Raw genomic sequence first — 21,820 nt, 5'->3', positions numbered from 1 at the left:
CCCCCCCCCCCCCCCCCCCCCCCCCCCCCCGCCCCCCCCCCCCCCCCCCCCCCGGGGTCGGTATCGGCGGGGTTGCGCGGGGCGAGCCGTTCGGCCGGCCGCCCGCCGAGCCGCAGTTTCTCCACCCGGACACCGGGGTGTACCGGTTGCAGGACGGAGGCGGTGTCGATCAGGGCTCGCTGCACCCGGAACGGTAACCGGTGGTCGAAGGACAACCGGTACAGCGGCCTCATGAAGGCCCGCACCAGCGGTAGCGGGAGCGCGATATCTCGCATATCGGTCTTTCTCGCGATCAGGGCAGGAAGCGGCGTTCGACGGCCACCGCGATGCGCTGATACCCCGAGGCGGCGGTGCGGACGAACAGATCCAGCAGTTTGGCCTCCCAGCCGATCAGCACCCGGCCGCGACCCTTGCGCACCCCGTCGACAATGGTTTCCGCCGCCATTTCCGGGCTGTGGATGGCGAGGTATTTGTCGAATTGCGAGCTGGCGTCCGCGCCGTCGATACCCTCGCTGTAGGTGGCGTTGCGGGCGACCGCGGTCTTGATCCCGCCGGGATGTACGCAGGTGACCTTGACAGGGGCCTTGTCCACCAGCATTTCCTGACGTAGTGCCTCGGTGAACCCGCGTACCGCGAACTTGGCGGAGTTGTAGGCGGCCTGGCCCGGCACGGCGATCAGGCCGAACAGGCTGGAGATGTTCACGACGTGCCCGTCACCGGACTCCAGAAGGTAGGGCAGGAACGCTTTGGTCCCGTTCACCACACCCCAGAAATCGACATCCATGATGCGTTCGATGTCTTTGAAATCGGTTTTCACGACATCGCCGTGATGGGCGATACCGGCGTTGTTGTAGATCTGGTGCACCACCCCGAAATGCTGTTTCACCGCGTCGGCGTACAGCAGGACGGCCTCCCGCTCGGCCACGTTGAGCCGGTCCGATTTCACCTCGGCGCCCAGTTGTTCGCAGCGGCGCACGGTTTCGGCCAGCCCCTCGGTGTCGATATCGGAAAGCGCCAGCTTCGCTCCGCGACGCGCCAGGTTCATGGCCAGCGCGCGGCCGATACCGGACCCGGCGCCGGTGATGACACAGACCTTGTTGCGGAAATAAGCTTCGTTGCTCACTGTGCAGTCACTACTTTCAGATCGGGACGGGCGGGGGTGTCGGCCGCCGTGGTCGTATCGTAGGCGGCGATATCGAATTTCCTTGTGATCCGGCGGAATTCGAAGGTGAAGTCCGGCCACAGCGTGGTGTTGTTGCCGTGTTTGTCCAGGTACCAGCTGGCGCAGCCGCCGGTGTTCCACACGCTCTTGGCGAGTTTGCGCTGCAATTCGGCGTTGAAGGCGTCCTGCGCGTCACGGCGGACCTCGACGGTGCGCAGATTGCGCCGTTCGAAGGTGGCCAGGGCGTCGGCGATGTAGTTGATCTGCGATTCGATCATGTACACCATCGAGGTGTGGCCGAGCCCGACGTTCGGGCCGAGCAGGAAGAACAGGTTCGGGTAGTTGGCGATCGCCGAACCCTTGTAGCCCTGCTGGCCGATCTCGTCGAAGACCTCCGCGAGGCTACGGCCGTCGCGGCCGAAAATGGTCTGGTACGTGGGCGAATCGGTGACGTGGAAACCGGTGGCGACCACGATGGCGTCCACCTCGCGCTCGGTACCGTCCTTGGTCACGATCGAGTTCGCCCGGATTTCGGCGATACCGTCGGTGACCACATCGACATTGTCGCGGTCCAGCGCGGGGTAGTACTCGTTGGAGATCAGCATGCGCTTGCAGCCGATCCGGTAGTCCGGGGTGACCTTTTTCCGCAGTTCGGGATCGCGGATCTCGAACTGCAGCTTGGCCTTGGACAGCGCCTCGAAGCCGCGCATCAGGGCCGGGAATTTCGCCAGGCCGACCACCTGGGTTTCCCGGATGGCGTAGATGGCGGCCCGGGACAGGCGCTGTGCACCGGGGATGTGTTTGAAGGCGAGCCGCTCCGGCAGGGTGTAGGGCCGGTCCAGCCGGGGGAGCAGCCACGGCGCGGTGCGCTGGTAGACGTCGAGATGCGAGACCTTCCCGGCGATGGCCGGCACGATCTGGATGGCCGAGGCGCCGGTGCCGATGACGGCGACGCGTTTACCGGTGAGGTCGGAATCGTGATTCCAGCGGGCCGAATGGAAGATCTCGCCCTCGTAGCTGTTGATGCCTTTGATATCGGGCAGATTGGGTTCGCACAGCGCGCCGACCGCGGAGACCATGGTGTCGGCGGTGAAATCGCCCTTGCTGGTGGTGATCTCCCAGCGAGCGGCCTCGTTGTTCCAGTGCGCGCTGGTGACATCGCAGTCGAACAGGTGCTTGTCGCGCACGTGGTACTTGTCGGCGACGCTGCGGATATACGCCTGGATCTCGCCCTGCCGGGAGAACGAGCGCGACCAGTCGGGGTTCAGCGCGAACGAATACGAGTACAGATGCGAAGGCACATCGCAGGCGGCGCCCGGATAGGTGTTGTCCCGCCAGGTGCCGCCGACATCGCTGCCGCGTTCGAGGACCAGGAAATCATCCCGGCCCTGCTGGGTCAGCCGGATGGCAAGGCCGAGGCCGGCGAAACCGCTGCCGATGATGATCGTCCGCAGGTGGCGGGCGGTCTGGTTGGCGACAGCATTGTCTGTAACCTTGCGACTCATGTACCCCAGACTAAGGCTCTATTGAGACGGAGTCAACAGTATTGAGCAGCGTTCAGTAGGATGAATTCGTGAGCACGAGTCCGCAGGAAACCGCCAAACGCGTCCGCCTGAGCCCGGACGAGCGGAGGACACAGCTGATCACCCTCGGCGTGAAAATGCTCGGCGAACGCGCCATCGAGGATATTTCGGTCAGTGAAATCGCCGCTCAGGCCGGTATCTCCCGCGGGCTGCTGTTCCACTATTTCCCCACCAAACAAGCCTTTCAGCTGGCGGTGGTGCAACAGGCGAATGCGGAACTGCTGGTGCGAGTCGTACCCGACCCCACGCTGGGCCTGGCAGATATGCTGCGCGATTCGGTGGGCCGCTATATCGACTATGTCAGCGAGAACCGCACCTCATACATGGCCCTGCTGCGCGGCCCCACCAGCTCCGATCCCGACCTGGCGGATATGGTGGCACAAACCCGGCGGGCGATCGTCGACATCATCCTCTCCGAGGTGCCCCTGTCGGATCAGGAGCGCGCCGATTCCCGCCTACTGCTGGCGGTCCGGGGTTGGGTCGCGTTCACCGAGGAAACCACACTGTCGTGGCTGAGCGAAGAAACGATTACCCGAGACGATTTGATCGACCTGCTGGTGGAGTCGCTGCTGGCGCTGTCGACGGCGGTGAACCCGGCCCTCGCCGCAGCGCTTCGTTCCTGAACTGCCGGGTCGCCGCCCCTATCGCAGCGTTGTGCAGGGGATTGCGGACCTATGCGTCGCGATAAGCTGCCGTGCTCCCCGTGCACGCGGGGGGAGCTTATCTCTGGATCGAAACGGTCCGGCAGGCGGCAATCCCCGCGCACCCGGGGTGGATCGGACCGGTCGGCGGGAGCGGCGGGGACTCACCGGCTACCCGATGAGTCCCCGGTCGTCACTCCTTGACCGGTGTCATCCCGAGGGCCCAGAAGTCCGCGTACCGGCCACCCGCCCGCAGCAGTTCGTCGTGACTGCCGTCCTCCACGACTCGGCCGCGGTCGAGGAATACGACGCGATCGGCACGCTGAACCGTCCACAGCCGGTGCGCGACCAGTACCACCGTCCGGCCTGCCATCAGACGCTCGATCCCCTCGTGCACCGCCGCCTCGTTCGCCGGATCCAGCGCGGAGGTCACCTCGTCGAGCAGCACGATCGGCGCGTCCTTCAACAGCGCCCGGGCGATCGAGACTCGCTGGCGTTCGCCGCCGGAGAGCCGGGCACCGCCTTCGCCGACGTTCGTGTTCCAGCCCTCGGGTAGCCGGTCGATCACCTCGTCGAGCTGGGCCGCGCGCGCGGCCGCCCGGACCTCGTCGTCCGTGGCGCCGGGCCGGCCCAGGCGGATGTTCTCCGCGAGCGTGCCGTCGAAGAGATAGACGTCCTGGAAGACGATGGCGAACTGCGTCATCAGGGTCTCGGTCTCGATCGACCGCACATCCACGCCACCCACCCGGACGGCACCCGCGTCCACGTCGTAGAAGCGGGCGAGCAGTTGCAGCAGCGTGCTCTTACCCGCGCCCGAGGGGCCGACGATCGCCAGCCGCTGTCCCTGCGGCACCGCCAGCGAGAAATCGTCGAGCACCGTCCGGTCACCGTGGGCGAAGGTGACCGATTCGAACGCCAGATCATGGCGGCGCGGCCGGATCGGTGCCGCCGGTTCCGGTAGCGGTTCGGTGCGCAGGACGTCGTCGAGCCGGGTCAGTTCCGCCCGGGCGGCGCGCAACTGCCCGCCCATCTCGGCCAGCGCCAGCAGCGGATCCGCGCAGCGTGCGGCCAGTACCAGGACCGCGAGGAGTTCGGCGGCGCCGATATCACCGCCGAGCGCGAGATAGGCGCCCAGCGCCAGCAGGGCGGTGAACGTCGCCTGCACGACCAGCGTCAGGCCGACGGCCCCGGCCAGTGCCGAGCGCACGTATCCGCGCGACGAGCGTTCCGCCTCGTGCAGTGCGTCGTCGAGCATCCGGAACCGTTCGGCGGTCCGGCCGCCGGCCCGCAGCACCGGCTGGGCCTGCAGATATTCGATCACCCGCCCGGTGGCCTCCTGATCCCGGGCATGCCGCTCGGCATCACCCGCCGCCATCGCGCGGCCGGCGCGGCGCTGGACGAGCACCACGACCGGTACCGCGGCCAGCGCCGCCAGTGCCAGCCGCCGATCGAAGACGAACAGCACCCCGACGATCGTCAGCGGGGTCACCGTGGCCGAGATCAGTGGCGCCAACTGGTGGGCGATCACGCTCATCGCCTGCAGCACACCACGACCGGCCAGCATCGAGACCGCACCGATCCGGTCGGCGGTGTACCAGCCGATCGGCAGCCGGGCCAGCTGGTCACCCAGCCGGTGATAGACGCCGCGCAGCAGTGTGGTTCCGGCGCGGAAACCGGCCAGATCGCTGCGATAGCGCAACACCGCGAATACCGCAACGGCCGCACCGAACGCGAGCAGCCACGGCCGGGCGTCACCGGGAGTACCGCCGAACAGCGCCCGGAGCACCGGGACCAGCAGCACATACGACAACCCCTCGGCCACGGCCGCCGTTGTCATCAGGGCAATGGTGCGACGCACCGGCCGGGCGAACGACGGGCCCAGCACTCGCAGCAGCATCCGGATCATCGCGCGCTCCTCGTCATTCGCTGCGACCGCCAGAACGCAGCGAATTCCCCGTCCCGGTCCAGTAATTCGGCAGGGGTGCCCTGTTCGGCGATCACCCCGTCCACCAACAGCACGACCCGGTCGGCGTCGGCTACGGTCTCCCAGCGATGGGCGATGACCAGCTGTGTCCGGTCACCACGCTCCGCCATCAGGGCATCCCGGACCGCCGCCTCCGTTCGCGGGTCTGCGAAGGAGGTCGCCTCGTCCAGTACCAGCACCGGTGTATCGGCGAGCAGCGCCCGGGCGATCGAGAGTCGCTGGGTCTCACCACCGGAAAGGCCCGCCTGCACACCGAGCACGGTGTCGTAACCGTGCGGCAGTTCCAGAATCCGGTCATGGATACCGGCCCGCCGGGCGGCGTTCACCACCTCGTCCCGGCCGGCCCGCGGCACTGCCAGGGCGATGTTCTCGGCGACGGAAGCGCGTAGCAACCGCACATCCTGGAAGACGAAGGAAACCCTGCGATAGAGGTCGCCGGCGGCCAGTTCGCGCAGATCCACCCCGCCCAGCCGCACCGAACCGGCGGCCGGATCGAAGAACCGCGGCAGCAACTGGACCAGTGTCGACTTTCCGCTGCCCGACGGTCCGACGACCGCGGTGACCGTACCGGGTTCGAGCACCAGATCGATACCGCGCAGCACCTCGTGGCCGGCGTCGTAGCCGAAGCGCACGCCGCGCAATTCCACCCGGTGTCCCCGCGGCGCGACGGGGTGCGCGGGCTGCGGCAGCGGCGGCTCGGCGAGTACCGCCCGGATCCGCCCGATCGCGCGCCCGGCGGCCTGCATATCGTCGAAACCGTGCCCGAGCGCCGCTACCGGGGCCGTCAAACCCAGGCCGAGCAGTAGGAACGGCAGCAGGTCGGCCGGGGGCAGACCGCCGGAGGTGATCCGGACCGTTCCGCCGATCAACACGATCAGCAGCACGAACGGCGGCGACACCACCACCTGCATGGCGGCGCCGATCCCGGCGAGACCACGCACCATCCGCAGGAAGATATCGGCGAAATCGTCCGCGGCGGAAAGGAACCGGTGATGGGCGCGGCCGGCTTCGCCGAACGCCTTCACCACGGCGATACCCCGGACGAATTCCAGCACCGAATCCGCGATCCGGCCCTGCGCCGCGTCGAACGCCCGCTGTTCACGGAGCCGGGCGGGGGTCATCATGAGCGGAACCAGCGCGATCGCCAGCACCACCGGGATGAGGGTGATCAGGGTGAGCCGCCAGTCGACGGTGAACAGGTAGGCCAGCGACACCAGCGGCACCACGAACGCGGAAACGAGCTCCCCGGGGGTATGGGCGATGAACGGGTGTACCGCACTCACGTCTTCGCCGACCACTTTCGCCAGCTCACCTGTCCGGCGGCGGGAGAACCAGCCGATCGGTACCCGGCCCAGCCGTTGTGCGAGCAGCCGGCGCAGCGACAGTTGCACGCGGGTGTCGAGCAGATGCCCGATACCCGACGAGGCGCCGGTGAACACGAGCCGGACCAGCAGGCCGAGCGCGCCCCCGAGTACGACGAGCCATACGTGCCCCTCGTCCACGGGCCCAGGGGACAGCAGGGTGCGCCCCAGTTCGACGACCGCGAGCAACGGCGCGAGACCCGCGACGGCGCCGACGATCTGCGTCACCACCACCGCGGCGAAACTTCCCACATGCCCGCGGAGCAGTTCGGTAACTCCGGGTGCCCGCGCCGAATCGGTCTCCGCCCGGGGGTCCGGCCGGACCGCGGCCGCATCGGTGATCGTCATCGCCGCGCCCTTCCGGTCGCGCCCGGTGTGGTCGCGGATTTCGTACCGGGGGCCGTACGTACCTGCCCACCGGCGACCGCCCGGGGTCCCGGTACCCCGCCCAGGCGGCTGCGCAGGTGGGCGAGGATATCGGCCCGGGCGGCCGCGGCCGCCGGGACCGCCCCCGGCATGCTGAGGAAGGCGTGTGTCGCTTCGGGATAACGGCTCAGTGTCACCTCGACCCCCGCGCAGCGCAGGCGATCGGCGTACGCCGTGGACTGGTCCTCGAGCGGGTCCAGGCCCGCGGCGAGGATGAGCGCCGGCGCCACACCCGGCAACTCTTCGCTGTACATCGGGGAAATCGTCCGGCGATCGAAGGCTGCGGGGACCGCGAGACGCGGGACGGCGCGGCATTCGGCCGGAGACGCCGTCGGGCTGCCGGCGTTCTCGGTGAACGAGGGGTATTCGAAGGCGCGGTCGGTCCAGTCCAGCTGGGGATTGATCAGTACCTGCGTGCGCAGCTCGGGTCCTGCGTTCACTGCCCGGATCGCGGTGAGAGCCGCCAGCGTGGCCCCGGCACTGGAACCCAGCAGGGCGATCCGGTGCCGGTCCGCACGCCACCGATCGGCCAGCGCGGCCAGCCGGGGGACGGCGTCGTAGGCGTCGTGCACCGGGGCCGGCACCGGGTGTTCGGGCGCGAGCCGGTAGACGAGCGAGACAACCACGGCCGGGCACCGCGCGGCCAGGTGGCTGAGCAGCCAATCGTCCTGATCCGGTGCGCCGCTGATGAGGCCGCCACCGTGGAAGGCGATCACCAGCGGCAGCGGTGGACCTTCTCGCTCGGGGCGGTACACGCGCAGCGGCAGCCGCCGGCCGGGAAGATCGACGGTGTCCTCGGTGATCCGGGCCCCGCGATCGGGCCGGCCCGTGAGGGGCCGCAGCAGCACCGACCCGCGCAAACGGTCCTGTGCCGCGCGGTGTTCGAGGAACTGCTCCGGGGTGACCGAATCCCAATCCGGGGCCGGCCGCAGCTTGTTCAGAATACGCATTCGGAGGGGAACTCTGCCTCGCATGATCTGCCTTTCGTGCCGCGCCGACCAGGCCGGTGGCGCCGATCGCGGAGCGACGGGTCTCGCCGGAGCGTCCGGGAGTCGCAGCTCCTAGGTCGATACTCACGTTCGGCCCCCACGACCCGCGTCCGGCGATGATCGTCGCCGGCTACGTGAATCGGTGTACCGCAGCTGCTTTCGGCTACGTCCGGCTGCGTAACCGGCTGCGCGAATCAGGTTGTCCGGCGGGGCTCAGCGCGAAGACGTGCCGGAAGCCGAACGCGGGGTGGCGGGTGCAGTGACACGTACCGTTCGCCGGTGCGAATCGGGCGCAAAGCATTCGACATGCAGTCCCGCGGCCGTTCGGTGCCGGCCGAAAGTTCTGCCGGGCAGCGGTTATCGCTACTGCGGCGCGCTACGGGGTCGTATCACACAGCCCGGTGCGATACGCGATCACCACCAGCTGAGCGCGGTCCCGGGCACCCAGTTTCGTCATGGCGCGGCTGACATGGGTGCGCGCGGTGGCGGGGCTGAGGAACAGGGCGTTGCCGATCTCGTCGTTGCTCATACCCCGTCCCACCAGTGCGAGAACTTCCCGCTCGCGGTCGGTGAGCACCGCCAGCCGGTCCTCCGCGGTTCGGGCGGCCCGGCGCTGCGCGGTGAACTGGCCGATGAGACGGCGGGTGATCCGGGGCGCGAGCAGCGCGTCACCGGCGGCGATGACGCGGATGGCGTGCAGGAGTTCGGCGGGACCCGCGTCCTTGAGCAGAAACCCGCTGGCACCCGCCTGCAACGCTTCGAAAACGTTCTCGTCGGTGTCGTAGGTGGTGAGGATCAGGACCCGCACCTGCTCCAGCCCGGCGGTTTCGGCGATCCGGCCGGTGGCGCGTATCCCGTCCAGCTTCGGCATCCGGATATCCATGAGCACGACATCGGGGCGGGTGCTGCGCGCCAGTTCGACGGCTTCGGCTCCGTCGGTGGCCTCACCGACCACCGTGATGTCGTCCTCCAGGTCCAGCAGAACCTTGAATCCCGAACGCACCAGCCGTTCGTCGTCGGCGAGCAGCACTTTGATCGGCGGTGTCGCGTTCACGGGTGCGCCCCCACCGGGACCAGCGGCAGGCTGGCGGTGACCTCGAACCCGCCGTTCGGCCGGGGTTTCGCGTCGAGTTCCCCGCCGAGCAGCCGGCAGCGTTCGCGCATCCCGGCGATTCCGCGACCCGACGGCGAACCGGTGCTGGTCTGGGAGGGTGTGCGCGGGCCTTCGTCGATCACCCGGATGTGCAGGGCATCGACCACGGGCTCCAGCGTCACCGTCACCCTGGTCGGTCCCACATGGCGGATCACGTTGGTGAGGGATTCCTGGACGATGCGGTAGGCGGCGCTGCCCACCGCGCTCGGCAGCACCGGCACCGGTTCGGGCTGCTCGACCGCGATATCGAGCCCGGCGTCGCGGGCCTTGCCGGTGAGATCCCGGATCTGGTCGAGTCCGGGAAACGGCTCGCGCTCGTCCCCGTCGCGCAGCACACCGAGGATGGCGCGCATCTCCTGCAACGCGCGGGAACTGGTCTGTTCGATGGTGCGCAAGGCGCCGCGGGCCTGTTCGGGCCGCTTGTCCAGCACATGCGCGGTGACCCCCGCCTGCACGTTGATGATGGCGACGGCATGGGCCACCGTATCGTGCACCTCGCGCGCGATCCGCAACCGTTCGGCATCGACGCGGGCACGGGCCTCGTCCTCCCGCGACCGCTCCGCCAGCTCCGCCCGCTCCTGCGCGTCGGCGGCCATCACCCGGCGCGACCTGGCCGCTTCACCGAGCATTGTGCTGATCACCGACGCCCCGATCCGGAAGAACACCCAGCCGATGGCCGAAACCGGCTCCACATCCGCCCCCGCGATCAGCCAGCCGACCGAGAGCACGGCGATCCCCGCGCCGGCGATCCGCAGCGACCGCTGCCCGTCGCCGTAGGCGGCGAGCGTATACAGCGCGACGAAAAGCCCGAGGTAGGACATCCGGTCGGGGAAATCGAACGCGAAATAGATCAGGCTGGACACCCCGGTGATCGCGAACACCGCCACGGGCGTGCGCCGCCGCGCGACCACCGCGAGCCCACTCACGACAAGCAGGAAATACCCGATCCCCGACACAGGTGCCGAAGCCGGTTCGACCGGTACCGCAACCATCGCACCGAGCACCTGGATCACCATGACGAACAGCGCGAGCACCACATCCGGAAACCAGGTGAACCGGGCAGACAGTTGTCGTGACACCGCCCGCAGATCCATGTGGCGACAGTACGTCATCCGCCGCGGCGCAGGCTCCCCCTGCACGCGCGACCGCATACGACGAGCGACGTAGCCGGCGGGGAAGTCCCTACGCGCATGCACGTACCCCGTCCGTCGCCGCCCGTAGCGCACTGCGTGCGGCGAGGATCATCTGGGGACCTTTGTCGTTCCCGGGTAGCGCCGAGTCCGCCGCGATCATGGAATATCGTGCCGGTCATGACCACGGATGACTGGTTGGCCGACACCCGAACCTCTTATGACACGGTCGCGGTCAGCTATGCCGACCACGTGCGCGGCGCCCTCGCCGGACACCAGTACCTTCGCGCGGCTCTGGCGTTGTTCGCCGACAGCGTGCGGACCGCTGGCGGCGGACCGGTCGCGGACGTCGGCTGCGGCCCCGGTGAAGTCACCGCCCACCTGCATGAGCTCGGTGTCGACGCCTTCGGTATCGACCTCTCCCCGGCGATGATCGACGTGGCCCGGCGCGACCACCCCGGCCTGCGGTTCGAGGTGGGCTCGATGACGGAGCTGAACCTGCCCGTCGCTTCGGTGGCCGGCCTGCTCGCCTGGCAGTCGTTGATCCACATCCCCGACGACGAGGTGCCGACCGTATTCGGGCGCTTCCACCGAGCATTGCGTCCCGGCGGACCGTTGCAACTCCTGTTTCACGTCGGCGACGAGTCGCGGTTGATGACGGAGGGCTACGGCGGTCACCCGATGAAGGTCCATGTCCACCACCGTCAGCCGAACCAGGTGGCATCCTGGCTGCACGATGCCGGATTCGTGGTCGAGGCCCAGATGCTGCTCGACCCGGATGCGAAAGCTCAGCAAGCGATTCTTTTCGCACGCAGTAAGTCCTAACCTGTGCATATGTCGGGCTCGCCACTGGCCGGGTGTGGCGGGTGATCATCTGGCCCTCCGGACGCCAGTGGGCGGGCATCACCGCCGACAAGCTGCGGATCGGAGTCGAGGGCGCCCCTACCCCAACCGGGATACCGCGACCGGCGGGGCGGTCACCACCCGATCAGGCACGAACCCCAACCACGGCAACGTGCACAACGCGATCGCGATACCGAGCCGATCGGCCGGACCACGACCGCGACCGGGATCGACGAACGCCAGATCCGCCGGTGAGAGCGTGAAGAACCGGAACAGCTCCTCGCGGCACGATCTCCGGGAATTCCCGCAGACGAGCCAACTCCTCATCCGCGAACACCCGCGTCGCCACGAAACCGACCTCCCACACCAACCAATAACGTTGGGAGCCGAGCCAACCAGCAACCGGCCATCGCCGCAGACCGAACCAGGGCCTCACCGGCAGTCAGCTGCGGCTACGCCATATCCGTTGGTTTTTCGGCGGTTACTACCGGAACCCCTCGCTGCCCGGGCACCGGCGTGCGGGCCCACCGGTTCGCGTCCGCTGCGCCGGCTCGGTCACGAAACCAGCTATTGTTCGGCGGTTACTCCTGGTCAGGGCGCGGAGTACAGGGTAGGGAGATCGACCAGCAAGGGTAACTCGGGATCGTCGGCCCGCTCCCCGGGTCCTGCACCTACGGCGCGCAGATTCTCGTCGAAACCGGCTCCGCTGTAGCAGGCGAGAACCGTCTCTCGGGTGTCGTACCCCTTCGCCGACAACAATTCTCGCGCCCGGCGTAACCGGTCGACATGGCCGAGGGTCATGGTGGTGTCCCACTTGACCTCACCGAGAGAAAGGATGCGTCGCGGTTTCCCCGGTTCCTCGGCGGCGATCACCGCGACGTCGACCTGTATCTGCCGCTTGTCCTTGGGGTCGCTGAGAGTGCCTGCTGCCACCTGCCCGGGTAGATCGCCGAAGACCTCGGGCCCCACCGACATCGCCCACTCCCGGCAGAGCCCTTCGAAATGCGGGCCGACCACCTGCGACAGGAAGGTGACCCGGGAATTACGCCAGGCGGCTTCCGGATTACCCCGTTCGAGCCGGGTCCATTCCCGGCGCATGATCGCCTCGTAGAACACGATCAGCGGTTCGACGATTCGGAACACGGTCTTCCCCCGGTTGAACGGATCGGCGTCCCGGGTGATCAACTGTGCGTCTTCGAGTACCGACAGCGGATGGCCGATATCGGTGGAACTGCGGCCGATCGCGTTCGCGATCCCGCCGCGGGTCGTCTTTCCGCCGGCGATCGCGCCGAGCACCGCGTGATACAGGGCAACATCCCGGATATCGGTTTCCTCGGCCAGCAGATACCGGGCTTCGCGGAACAGGGGGACCTGCGGGTTCAGCACGGTGCGCAGCACCCAGGAATCGAAATCCGCAAGTGAGCCGGGTGTATCCCCGGCGACGAATTCACGCCGATACGCGGGTGTGCCGCCGGCGATCGCATGTACCAGCACCGCAAGTCGCGGGTCCGTGATTCCCCAGAACCGCGCAGACTCCCGATAGCCGAGCGGTTTGACGACCAACTCCAGGCTGGCCCGTCCGCGCAGGGGAGCGCTGCCGGCCAGCAGCTTGCCCATCACCGCCATGGCCGATCCGCACAACAGCACTCGCGAACCGGCTTTCCGCGCGTTGCCGCGGGGGTCCAGCGCACGCTGCAATATCGACGGGAGCGAAGGACTGGCCCTACTGAGATACGGGAACTCATCGATGACTATCAAGCCGTCCCCCACGACGGCGAACAATCGTTCGAGCGCCTCGTCCCAGTCGCGGAACGCGTACCGCCCACCGCCGGCGTACGCGGCGACGGCTTCGCCGAATCCACGTAACGCCTCGACCTCCGCGGCGTCGGTCGCGGTGAAGAAGAAACCGTCACCCACTTCTGCCAACGCGTCCAGCAGGTACGTCTTGCCCTGGCGTCGCCGGCCGCTCACGATACCCAGCCGGACATCCGGGCTCGGTGAGGTCGCGAAACGCACGAGTCCGTCCCATTCGCGGTCGCGGTTGAACACCCGCTCGGGCTTCGTCCACTTCATGGTTAGAACTATACTTCTAAGAAGTACACTTCTATGGGAAAAACTGCTGGTGAATCGCCGGAGCCGGACTCGCACGGGGACCACATTCGCCGCCCGGCTCGCAACACCATCCGGGACCGGCCCCGGAACGCTCGGTTTCGGGGTCTACATCTGGTCGAACGCACCGTTTCGAGCGGCTGCGGCGAAGGTGTCCCATTGGCCCGGGCCGAAGACCAGGGCCGGGCCGGTGGGATTCTTGGAGTCTCGGACGCCGACGTGTCCACCGTCGAGGAACGCGACCTCGACGCATTCCTTGGTGCCGCCGCTGCGGCTGCTCTTGAACCATGTGGCGCCGGATAGGTCAATGTTCACCGGTGGTGCTCCCTCGCGAGATTACGCAGCAGATTGCGGCTGCAGACCGCGTCCAGTGTTGCCCGCTGGATGCGGTCGTATGCCTCTGTATACCGACGTACGATACCGATTTTCTCGCTGTACATGTCCCCGGTGTAGTTCTCGGCGTACACGATCGTCGGTTCGACCGGTTTGCCGTGGCTGTCCGCGGCGAACTCCATGATCACGAATGGGCCGATCTGTTCGCCCGCAGGCATTCCGGCCGAAAAGGGCAGGATACGCAGGCTCACATTGGTGAGTGTGCTGGCGTCTGCCAGGTGTCGCAGCTGAGTTGCCATGATACGCGGACTTCCGATCATCCTGCGCAGCACGGTTTCCGCAAGGACAACCTCCAGATGCGCGGGGCGCCTCTTCCGGGTTATCAGTGTTTGCCGACGAAGTTTGAGCTGTACCCGGCTCTCCCGTTCGTCGCGACTGTCCCCCGGACTGGCTACTTGTGCCAGAACTCGTGCGTAATCTCCTGTCTGGAGTAGACCGGGTACGAGGTCGGGTTGGTAAGTGGTGAGAGTTCGCGCGGCGGACTCCAAACCCATGTACACGCTGAAGTTGGCCGGAATAACCCCGCCGTACTCATGCCACCACGACTTCTCAGCGGCTTGCTGCGCCAATCCCCGTAGCCCCGCGGCGCGATCGTTGTCGATCCCGTAGATCTCGATCAACCCGTCGAGATCGCGGATCCGGATTTTCTGGTTCTGCCCCGTCTCGATGCGCTGCAGACTGCTGCGGCTCCACTCCATGAGGCCCGCCGCATCCGCCAGCGTCAGACCGACCGCTTCCCGGGCCTCCCGCAGGTACCTGCCCAGCTGGCGTCTGGTGATACTGCTGTCCCGCTCCGTCAAAACGTTCCCCTTTTGCGTGGATGAGAAAGCACCGAACGGGGATCGATCCTCACAGCCGCGCGGCAGCGGCACAGCGGGTTCCGGGATCTTGCTCCGGGTTCCCGGTCGAGCCAAGCGTTTTCGCTGGTCGCGTCCCGATTTCCGCGACTCCGATGACCGATTCACGCGTGCGCGACGTACATCGCGCAGAAGACCGGGCGAGTATGGGGCGTGATTCCGCAAGATCGGCGACGACGTCCCGATCGGCGCGCGCCCAGATCTTGACCGCCCTGCATCCGATGAACGACCACGAACTCCGGCGACAACGCTGGGAGACCGCCGCGCCCATCACCATCGGTGACAATGTCTGGCTCGGCGCCGGTGTGATCGTCTGTCCGGGGGTCACGATCGGCACGAACGCGGTTGTCGGTGCGGGCAGTGTGGTGACCAGGGATGTGCCTCCACAGGTGTCGCGGCGGGGAATCCGTGCCGTGTCGTCCGGCAACTGGCTCCTGCGTACGTTGACCTTGACGTTGGGTCAACCTCGCACCATGGCCGGGTGATCAACGGAATCGAAGACAGCTCGGCAAGGCAGGGCGAGTATCCCGGTGTGCATCGTTATTCGATCGGCCACGACGACGTCACCATCTCGGTATCGCGTGGCGGCCGTGGGCGACTTGTCGTTGTCTGCCCGGGCCTGTATTCCACGCAGGCGGGGCTACAGGTGCTGATCGAGTTACTGCGGCGCGACCATGACGTGGTGGCCTTCGACCTCCGCGGGCACGGGCTCAGTTCGGCCGCGGGGCAGTACACATTCGCCGGGTTCCGCGCAGATCTGGTGTCGGTGCTGGCGGAGCTGAAATCGTCCGCGCCGGCGCCCGTGCTCGTGGGTTACTCGCTGGGTGCGGACCTGGCGGTGCACTACGCGTCCGAGCATCCCGGCGCGGTGGCGGGGCTCGTCCTCATCGACGGGGCGAATCCGATACCGGAGCCGTTCATTCCGCCGGCGGAGGTGCCGGAGTTCCGGGCGATGTGGGAGAACTCGGCGGACGCGGACGGACCGGAAGACGCTGCCCGCCGGGTGTTGCTCACCGGAACACAGGCGCTCGACCTGAACCTGGAGCTCGACATGATCCGGACCGGAGAGCTACTCGGCCGGTACCGGAATATCGGTGTTCCGATCGGCATGGTGCTATCGGCCGTGATGGCCGGCGGAGGCGGTGACGAGCGGACGCGGTGGCGCAATCGGAACTGGCGGGCCGGAATCGAACGGCTGTCCCGTGAGCGGCCGGATATCACGACTACCTGGCTGCAGGCCGATCACCGGCTGGTGGTGACCCATGCGCCGGAGATCGCGCGGATCGTCGCGGAGCGTATCGCCTGCTTGCCGGATCCGGGAGACTGAACCGGTGCTGACCATCGGCGAACTCGCCGCGTATGCGGGGGTGACGGTGCGCGCGGTGCGGCATTACCACGCCAAGGGCCTACTGCCGGAACCGGAACGCGACCACTCCGGCTATCGGCGCTACGACGCCGAGGCGGTGATCGAACTGATCAAGATCCGGACACTGGCCGAAGCCGGTGTACCGCTGGCGCGGGTGCGGGAACTGCTGGCTGCCGGTGCAGCCGAATTCGCCACGGCGGTCGGGGAGATCGACCGGCGACTGCATGCGGAGATCCGGGAGCGGCAGCGGCGCCGGGACCGGATCGCCCGTCTCACCGCCGGCGATGGCCTGGTACTGCCGCCCGAGGTCGTGGATTTTCTCGACCGGCTCCGGGCGCTCGGCATCGACGAGCGGATCGTCCGCTTCGAACGCGACGGCTGGATTCCGCTGGCGGCGCGCTCACCCGAGCGGGTCCCGGAGTGGATCGCCCGTAAACAGGAGCAGCTGACAGACCCGCGGCTCGTCCACTTCTATCGCACGCTGGGCCGGGTTCTCGATCTGCCCGACGACGATCCGGCACTCGTCGAACTGGCCGATTCGATGGCCGCCTACATCACCCAGCTGGCCGCTGAGCACGGTGAGGACTATCTCGACGACTCCGAGCTGCCGGCGCCGTTCGCCGAGCTCTTGGACACAATGGCATTCGACACCGCGCCACCGGCTCGCCGGTTGATCGAATTACTCCGGACGCGTGGCTGGACAGGTTGGACCAAACTCGGCCGAGTATCACCCGCCAGGCAGCGGCCCGCGGGTACTTGTCCGGCCGACACCTGGTGATACTGCTGTTCCCGGTGATGTCGGGTCTGCTCGTGGTCGCGGTCGATTTCCCGCGCTTCGCCGGAAACTGATCCGGATATCGAGGGTCCGGTGGCCCGGCGAGTGGCGCCGGGTCAGGCGATGGCCGGGCCGCGGGAGCGGCGGGCTACCAGGGAGCTGTAGAGATACCACCAGGTGCGGGCGTCGGTGGGGTCGAGGCCGGTGAGTTCGCCGATGCGTTGCATACGGTAGTCGACGGTGTTGGGGTGGACGTCGAGTTGGCGGGCGGTACGGGTGCGGTTGCGGTTGGTGTCGATATAGGTCTGCAAGGTCTGCAGCAGTTCGGGGTGGCTGTCCAGCGGGTCGAGGAGCCGGTCGAGGTGGGTGCGGCCGACGCCGGGGCGGGTCAGCTGGTATTCCAGGGCCAGTTCGGCGAAACGGTGGACCCGGGCCTCGAGCCCCAGCTGTTCGACGATGTCGAGCAGTTCGTGGGCCTGGCGGGTGGCGGCCGGGATGTCGTCGGGGGTGGCGGATACGACGGCCGCGGTGATTTCCACGAGGGTTGCGGCGGAGAGGTTCCGGACAAGATCATCGATTCCGTCCTCGGTGCACGCGTCGGCGGGCACGAGGATGGTCCCGCCGTCCACCGAGAGCAGCGGCAGCGCCCGGCCGTCGAGCAGTGTGGCCAGGGCGGATTGCAGTCTGCGCAGTTTGCGGCGGGCGACGACCTGGCGGTCCAGGCGCGGATCGTTCTCGTCCCGGTGGGCGGGCACGGCCAGGGCGAGCACGTGATACCGGTCGGCGATGGGGATACTCGCGTCGCGGGCCATGGCGGTGGCGCTGTGGCCGCCGAGCAGGGCCGAAGTCACCGTGTGCACATCGGTGTGGTGTTCGGTGGCAACGCTTTTGAGTTCGCGAATATAGGTTTTGCTGACCGTGGACGTGATCAGGGCGAGTAATTCGACCGAGGCCGTCATCGCCGCGGTGATCTCGACGCCGGGCTCGTGGCCGGTGCGCGGGATCAGCAACTCCAGGCCGCCTTTCACGCCTTCGTGGGCGGCGTGCAGTACGGTGCCGATCGCGATACCGTCGCGTGCCCAGCCGGCGGCGGCGACCGCGAGCCGGTCGAGGTGCTGGGGCGGGCGTTCACCGCGCAGCCGCTGGATCAGCCAGCCGAGGCATACCCGGATCACCGCGGTGAGCTCGCCCCGCAGCGCGTTGTCCGGTGCGGTCACGCACAATGCTCCGGACCGGCCGAGGTGGGCCACCACCTCACGGGCAAGCCGATGCGTATCGGTTGCCGGTGGGATGGGGAGATGTTTGCCCGCATCGAGTTCGTGGCGAACGGCGCTCTCGATAATCACCGGGGACCTCCTTGTCACCGCAGAATCGGTATGCCCGGCGCGACGGCCGGGGACCGAGCCGACGCCGGTCACGGTGTGGCGGGCGCCGGTTCTGATCACACGGTAATCTGAGCGACCGCTCACCTTCTACTCCGCTTTGGGTGACCGGCGGTAACCTCTAAATTACGCTTATGACCAGGAAGGATGTGAATTCCTGATCGGCAATGGTGTGTTAGGTCGAGCTGATTGCCCCGACTACTCACTTTTCGCCAGAGTCGCTCACGCGGCCGGGCGGCGCTCGATCTCGGATTCGATCCAGCGGCCGATCATCCGGGCGGTCATATTCAGTGCCTCCCGGCGCTCGCCGTCGTCGACCTCGAGGGCCGACGCCCGCAGTACCGCCGCGAACATCGTGTTGATCAGAACGAAGGTCATGGTGTCGTATTCGCGATCGTCACCGGGCCCCAGCATCTGGATCAGCATCACCTTGACCAGGATGCGCAGGCGGGGTTCGAACTCCGGTATGCCGCTGTTGTAGAACTGCACCCCGGCCACCAGTGCTCGGACCAACGGGGCGTTGGCCACCAGTTCTTCGGTGATGATCTCCAGAAATCCGGCCACCAGTTCCTCGGGCGAGTAACCCGAGGGCCCGGCCAGCTGATTGGTGATCCGCTGCTCGATGGTCCCGAGCAGCCGTTCGAGCAACTCGTCGACGATCACGGCCCGGTCGGTGAAGTAGCGGTAGACGGTGCCGATACTGACACCGGCTTCCGCCGCGATCCGGTTCGTCGAGGTGTCTGCGATACCGCGTTCACCGAAGAGCCGGGCGGCGGTGTCGAGAATGTGCTCGCGGGTCGCCCGCGCGCGTTCCTGGGTCGGGCGCCTACGCTGACCTGCTCTGGCGGGCACCGCTTCCTCCTGTTCCTGCGCGAAGACGAGCTTGCCCAGCTTAGTGCGGGATGGATTGCCGGACGGTGAAATCGCCGCTTCGTGCGCCTGCCGAGATTTCCGGAAGGGCCGGCCGCGTCGCGATGGCGCCGGCCCCTCGCGTATCGGCTGCGCCGACGGTAGTGTGACCGCCGTTACACGGGGGAGTGCGGAGGTGCGGATGGCTACGGATCGGGTTCCCCGCGGGCGTCTGGTCCGGGGAAGCACGCTGGGCAGGCTGGCCGCGGGCCAGCTGATCCGGGACGCCGGCACCAAGGTCGCGATGCTGGGCAAGCCGGAACAGGCGCAGCGCGCGCTGGCCGAACGATCGACCCTGCAGGCGGCGCAGCAGATGGTCACGGTGCTGGGCGGTATGAAGGGCGCCGCCATGAAACTCGGGCAGATGCTGTCGGTGCTCGATCTCGACCTCGTGCCGGAATCCCACCGCGAACTGTTCCGGCGCAAACTCGCCGAACTGCGCGACCGCGCACCGGAGTTCCCGTTCTCGGCGATGCGCGCGGTGATCGAAGACGATCTGGGCCGCCTCTCGGCGGTCTTCGCCGATATCGACGAGACACCCATCGCCGCCGCCTCCATCGGACAGGTCTACCGGGCCCGGTTGCGCGACGGCCGGTTCGTGGCGGTCAAGGTCAAATACCCCGGCGTCGACGAGGCCGTGCACGCGGATATGCGCAACCTGAAGATGTTCGGCAAACTGTGGAAAGCCGCGCTGCCCAGCGCCGCCGACGCGGGCGTACTCGACGAGATCGCCCGCAATATCGGCGGCGAACTCGACTATCCACGCGAGGCCCGCAACCAGCGCCGCGTCGCGCAGCGCTACCGCGGGCACCCCTTCGTCACCGTTCCCGACTGCGTCGACGAGTATTGCGGCCCCAACGTTCTGGTCACCGAATTCGTGGACGGGCAGCCGTTCGATGCCCTGCGGGCCCTGCCCGACGACGACCGGGCCCGCCTCGGCGAGCTCATCTACCGCTTCTACATCAACACCCTGTTCACCGATTACGAATTCTGCGGCGACCCGCACCCCGGCAATATGATGCTCGCCGCCGACGGGCGGCTCGCCTTCGTCGACTTCGGTCTCTATCACCGGATGGACCCGGTTCACGCCGATTTCGAACGCGACTGCCTGCGCGCCGCCGGGCAACTACGCGGCCGGGACCTCTACGACGCCTGGGTCGGCCGCGGGATCATCGACCCGCAGGCCGGGGTCACCGTGGACGAATGCCTGAACTACGTCTGGGCGGCCGCGGGCTGGCATCTGCTCGACGAGGAGGTCACGATAACCCCCGAATTGGCCACCGGCGCCGTGGTTCTCGCCATGGATCCACGGGCCACCGAATTCCGCGGTATGCACCAGCAGTCGCTGCCCCCCGAACACGTCTTCTCCCGCCGCGCGGACCTGTTCACGTTCGCGGTGCTGGGCCAGCTGGTCACCACGAACAACTGGCACCGGATCGCCCGGGAATGGCTCGAGGACGAGGCCCCCACGACCGAGATCGGACGGGCGATCGCGGGGTGGCGGGCCGCCTGCTGAGAAGCGGCCCGTCAGCGCAGGGCGGTGGCGAGCGCGGCGATGTGCTCGGCCGGTGGGTCGTAGCCGGGGAAGTAGCAGCACACGCGGTCGGCGACGTCGGCGAAACGGCGTGTGATCTCGGCGGCGCAGTCTTCCGGGGTACCACGCACCGCGAGTGTTTCCAGCATGGGCTCCGAGATCCGGTCGAACATGGTCATGATGTCGCCGGATTTGGAGAGGGCGTTGAGTTCCGGCTGGAGATCGCCCCAGCCCTCGACATCCAGGACGGGACGGTACGCCGGTGTCGAACCGTAGAAGGCCAGCAGACCGCGCACACCGGTCGAGGCGGCCGCGAGTTCGTCCGCCGAGCGGCCCATGGCGACGATCACCTGCGGGTACAGCGGGAACTTCGAGCGGCCCGCCCGTTTCATCCCCTCCGCCACCGCGGGCAGGGTTCTTTCCCGGAAATGGCGGTGACTGTGGAACGGCATCACCAGCAGCCCGTCGGCGACCTCGGCGGCGGTGCGGGTCATGACCGGCCCCAGCGCACCGAGCAGCACGGGCGGCGGACCGTACGGGTTGGGACCGGGAACGAAGGTCGGCGGCATCAGGGTGTGCCGGGTGTACTCGCCCCGGAAATCCAGCGGAGTGCCGTCCTGCCATGAGGCGAGGATTGCCCGCACGGCCAGCACGATTTCCCGCATCCGCGCCGCCGGAGCCGACCATGTCGCGCCGTAACGCTTCTCGATATGCGGCCGGATCTGCGAGCCGAGCCCCAGCCGGAACCGCCCGCGCGACATCAATTGCAGATCCCAGGCGGCATGTGCCAGATGCATCGGGCTGCGGGGCAGAGCGATCGCGACATTGGTCATCAGATCGGTATCCACCCGGCCCGCCACCGCCGCCAGCGGCAGCATGACGTCGTGCGGGCCTTCGAAGGTGAACAGTCCCGCGGCGCCTGCCTCGACGAGAACTCGGGCGCGCTCCGCACAACGGTCCGGGCGGGCATCCAACTGGAGGTCGAGCAACATCAAACCATCCAACTGCATTCCAGGGCGGACCGCGGTCGAATCGTCGGGAAGACGTTGTCGCCGGCGAAAGTTCTGCCGGGAGGACAAGGGCCCAGGGACACATGAGCGTCCACCGGCAGTCATGAGCGGTCCGCCCGGAAACCGGCGAGGGGGGGGGGGGGGGGGCCCCCCCCGGGGGGGGGGGGGGGGCGCGGGCGGGGGGGCCGCGGGGGGGGGGGGGGGGGGGGGCGG

18 protein-coding genes and 3 pseudogenes are annotated in these 21,820 nt (G+C 67.8%); 6 read left to right on the top strand and 15 right to left on the bottom strand.

The genetic code is table 11. The annotated features are described in order from the left end of the window. The 3 genes and pseudogenes from QH276_RS28235 to QH276_RS28225 form a co-directional block, all read right to left on the bottom strand. A pseudogene (locus QH276_RS28235) lies at positions 1 to 275 on the bottom strand (hypothetical protein); the annotation flags it as partial. 17 nt (positions 276 to 292) lie between these two features. Then, a complete protein-coding gene (locus QH276_RS28230) occupies positions 293 to 1,123 on the bottom strand; it encodes an SDR family NAD(P)-dependent oxidoreductase (protein ID WP_280401447.1) in 831 nt (276 codons plus the stop codon). Then, positions 1,120 to 2,667, bottom strand: coding sequence for a flavin-containing monooxygenase (locus QH276_RS28225; RefSeq protein WP_280401448.1), 1,548 nt, complete (start codon positions 2,665 to 2,667; stop codon positions 1,120 to 1,122). The genes QH276_RS28230 and QH276_RS28225 overlap by 4 nt, the downstream gene beginning before the upstream one ends. Positions 2,668 to 2,735: 68 nt before the next feature. Between QH276_RS28225 and QH276_RS28220 the strand changes: the two genes are divergently transcribed. Then, positions 2,736 to 3,368, top strand: a complete 633-nt coding sequence (locus QH276_RS28220) for a TetR/AcrR family transcriptional regulator (protein WP_280401449.1) — start codon at positions 2,736 to 2,738, stop codon at positions 3,366 to 3,368. 211 nt (positions 3,369 to 3,579) lie between these two features. Here QH276_RS28220 and QH276_RS28215 read toward each other — a convergent pair whose 3' ends face one another. The 5 genes from QH276_RS28215 to QH276_RS28195 all read right to left on the bottom strand — a co-directional run bounded on the left by QH276_RS28215 (position 3,580) and on the right by QH276_RS28195 (position 10,393). Further along, positions 3,580 to 5,292: an ABC transporter ATP-binding protein gene (locus tag QH276_RS28215; protein ID WP_280401450.1), complete on the bottom strand. Its 1,713-nt coding sequence runs from the start codon at positions 5,290 to 5,292 to the stop codon at positions 3,580 to 3,582. After that, entirely contained in the window at positions 5,289 to 7,079 is a 1,791-nt protein-coding gene (locus tag QH276_RS28210) for an ABC transporter ATP-binding protein (protein WP_280401451.1), read from the bottom strand. Before QH276_RS28210 ends, QH276_RS28215 begins: the two co-directional genes overlap by 4 nt. Then, entirely contained in the window at positions 7,076 to 8,107 is a 1,032-nt protein-coding gene (locus QH276_RS28205) for an alpha/beta hydrolase (RefSeq protein WP_280401452.1), read from the bottom strand. Before QH276_RS28205 ends, QH276_RS28210 begins: the two co-directional genes overlap by 4 nt. A 415-nt stretch (positions 8,108 to 8,522) precedes the next feature. Then, positions 8,523 to 9,200 carry a response regulator transcription factor gene (locus tag QH276_RS28200; protein ID WP_280401453.1) on the bottom strand — a complete coding sequence of 226 codons (678 nt, stop codon included), beginning with the start codon at positions 9,198 to 9,200 and terminating at the stop codon, positions 8,523 to 8,525. Then, on the bottom strand, positions 9,197 to 10,393 hold the full coding sequence (locus QH276_RS28195; RefSeq protein ID WP_280401454.1) for a sensor histidine kinase: 1,197 nt from the start codon (positions 10,391 to 10,393) through the stop codon (positions 9,197 to 9,199). The genes QH276_RS28200 and QH276_RS28195 overlap by 4 nt, the downstream gene beginning before the upstream one ends. Before the next feature lie 216 nt (positions 10,394 to 10,609). Between QH276_RS28195 and QH276_RS28190 the strand changes: the two genes are divergently transcribed. Next, positions 10,610 to 11,254 (top strand): class I SAM-dependent DNA methyltransferase, encoded by a 645-nt coding sequence (locus QH276_RS28190; RefSeq protein WP_280401455.1) that lies wholly within the window; start codon positions 10,610 to 10,612, stop codon positions 11,252 to 11,254. A gap of 123 nt (positions 11,255 to 11,377) precedes the next feature. Here QH276_RS28190 and QH276_RS28185 read toward each other — a convergent pair. From QH276_RS28185 to QH276_RS28170, 4 genes and pseudogenes are all read right to left on the bottom strand, one after another. Next, a pseudogene (locus tag QH276_RS28185) lies at positions 11,378 to 11,621 on the bottom strand (DUF4158 domain-containing protein); the annotation flags it as partial. Between the two features lie 242 nt (positions 11,622 to 11,863). Continuing rightward, complete coding sequence (locus QH276_RS28180) at positions 11,864 to 13,345, bottom strand: AAA family ATPase (protein ID WP_280401457.1); 1,482 nt, start codon at positions 13,343 to 13,345, stop codon at positions 11,864 to 11,866. A gap of 144 nt (positions 13,346 to 13,489) precedes the next feature. Next, positions 13,490 to 13,696 (bottom strand): DUF397 domain-containing protein, encoded by a 207-nt coding sequence (locus tag QH276_RS28175; RefSeq protein WP_280401458.1) that lies wholly within the window; start codon positions 13,694 to 13,696, stop codon positions 13,490 to 13,492. Further along, positions 13,693 to 14,574, bottom strand: coding sequence for a helix-turn-helix domain-containing protein (locus QH276_RS28170; RefSeq protein ID WP_280401459.1), 882 nt, complete (start codon positions 14,572 to 14,574; stop codon positions 13,693 to 13,695). Before QH276_RS28170 ends, QH276_RS28175 begins: the two co-directional genes overlap by 4 nt. A 223-nt stretch (positions 14,575 to 14,797) precedes the next feature. On the opposite strand from QH276_RS28170, the pseudogene QH276_RS28165 reads away from it, so the two are divergent. The 3 genes and pseudogenes from QH276_RS28165 to QH276_RS28155 all read left to right on the top strand — a co-directional run. Next, positions 14,798 to 15,061 (top strand): annotated as a pseudogene (locus QH276_RS28165) (DapH/DapD/GlmU-related protein); the annotation flags it as partial. Positions 15,062 to 15,112: 51 nt separating this feature from the next. Next, positions 15,113 to 15,958 (top strand): alpha/beta fold hydrolase, encoded by an 846-nt coding sequence (locus QH276_RS28160; RefSeq protein ID WP_280401468.1) that lies wholly within the window; start codon positions 15,113 to 15,115, stop codon positions 15,956 to 15,958. A gap of 4 nt (positions 15,959 to 15,962) precedes the next feature. Further along, complete coding sequence (locus QH276_RS28155; RefSeq protein WP_280401460.1) at positions 15,963 to 16,775, top strand: MerR family transcriptional regulator; 813 nt, start codon at positions 15,963 to 15,965, stop codon at positions 16,773 to 16,775. Positions 16,776 to 16,888: 113 nt separating this feature from the next. On the opposite strand, the gene QH276_RS28150 is transcribed toward QH276_RS28155, so the two are convergent. Then, a complete protein-coding gene (locus QH276_RS28150; RefSeq protein WP_280401461.1) occupies positions 16,889 to 18,118 on the bottom strand; it encodes a PucR family transcriptional regulator in 1,230 nt (409 codons plus the stop codon). 258 nt (positions 18,119 to 18,376) lie between these two features. After that, a complete protein-coding gene (locus tag QH276_RS28145; protein WP_280401462.1) occupies positions 18,377 to 19,006 on the bottom strand; it encodes a TetR/AcrR family transcriptional regulator in 630 nt (209 codons plus the stop codon). Between the two features lie 199 nt (positions 19,007 to 19,205). Here QH276_RS28145 and QH276_RS28140 point away from each other — a divergent pair, with 199 nt between their 5' ends. After that, complete coding sequence (locus QH276_RS28140; protein WP_280401463.1) at positions 19,206 to 20,579, top strand: ABC1 kinase family protein; 1,374 nt, start codon at positions 19,206 to 19,208, stop codon at positions 20,577 to 20,579. Between the two features lie 11 nt (positions 20,580 to 20,590). Here QH276_RS28140 and QH276_RS28135 read toward each other — a convergent pair whose 3' ends face one another. Then, a complete protein-coding gene (locus tag QH276_RS28135) occupies positions 20,591 to 21,589 on the bottom strand; it encodes a TIGR03617 family F420-dependent LLM class oxidoreductase (protein WP_280401464.1) in 999 nt (332 codons plus the stop codon). Positions 21,590 to 21,820 lie beyond the last annotated feature (231 nt).

It is taken from the genome of Nocardia carnea (assembly GCF_029869215.1).
In the GTDB taxonomy this organism is placed as follows: Bacteria; Actinomycetota; Actinomycetes; order Mycobacteriales; family Mycobacteriaceae; genus Nocardia; species Nocardia carnea_B.
The sequence above is the reverse complement of the archived record's forward strand: the minus strand, read 5'-3'. Positions and strand labels throughout refer to the sequence as shown.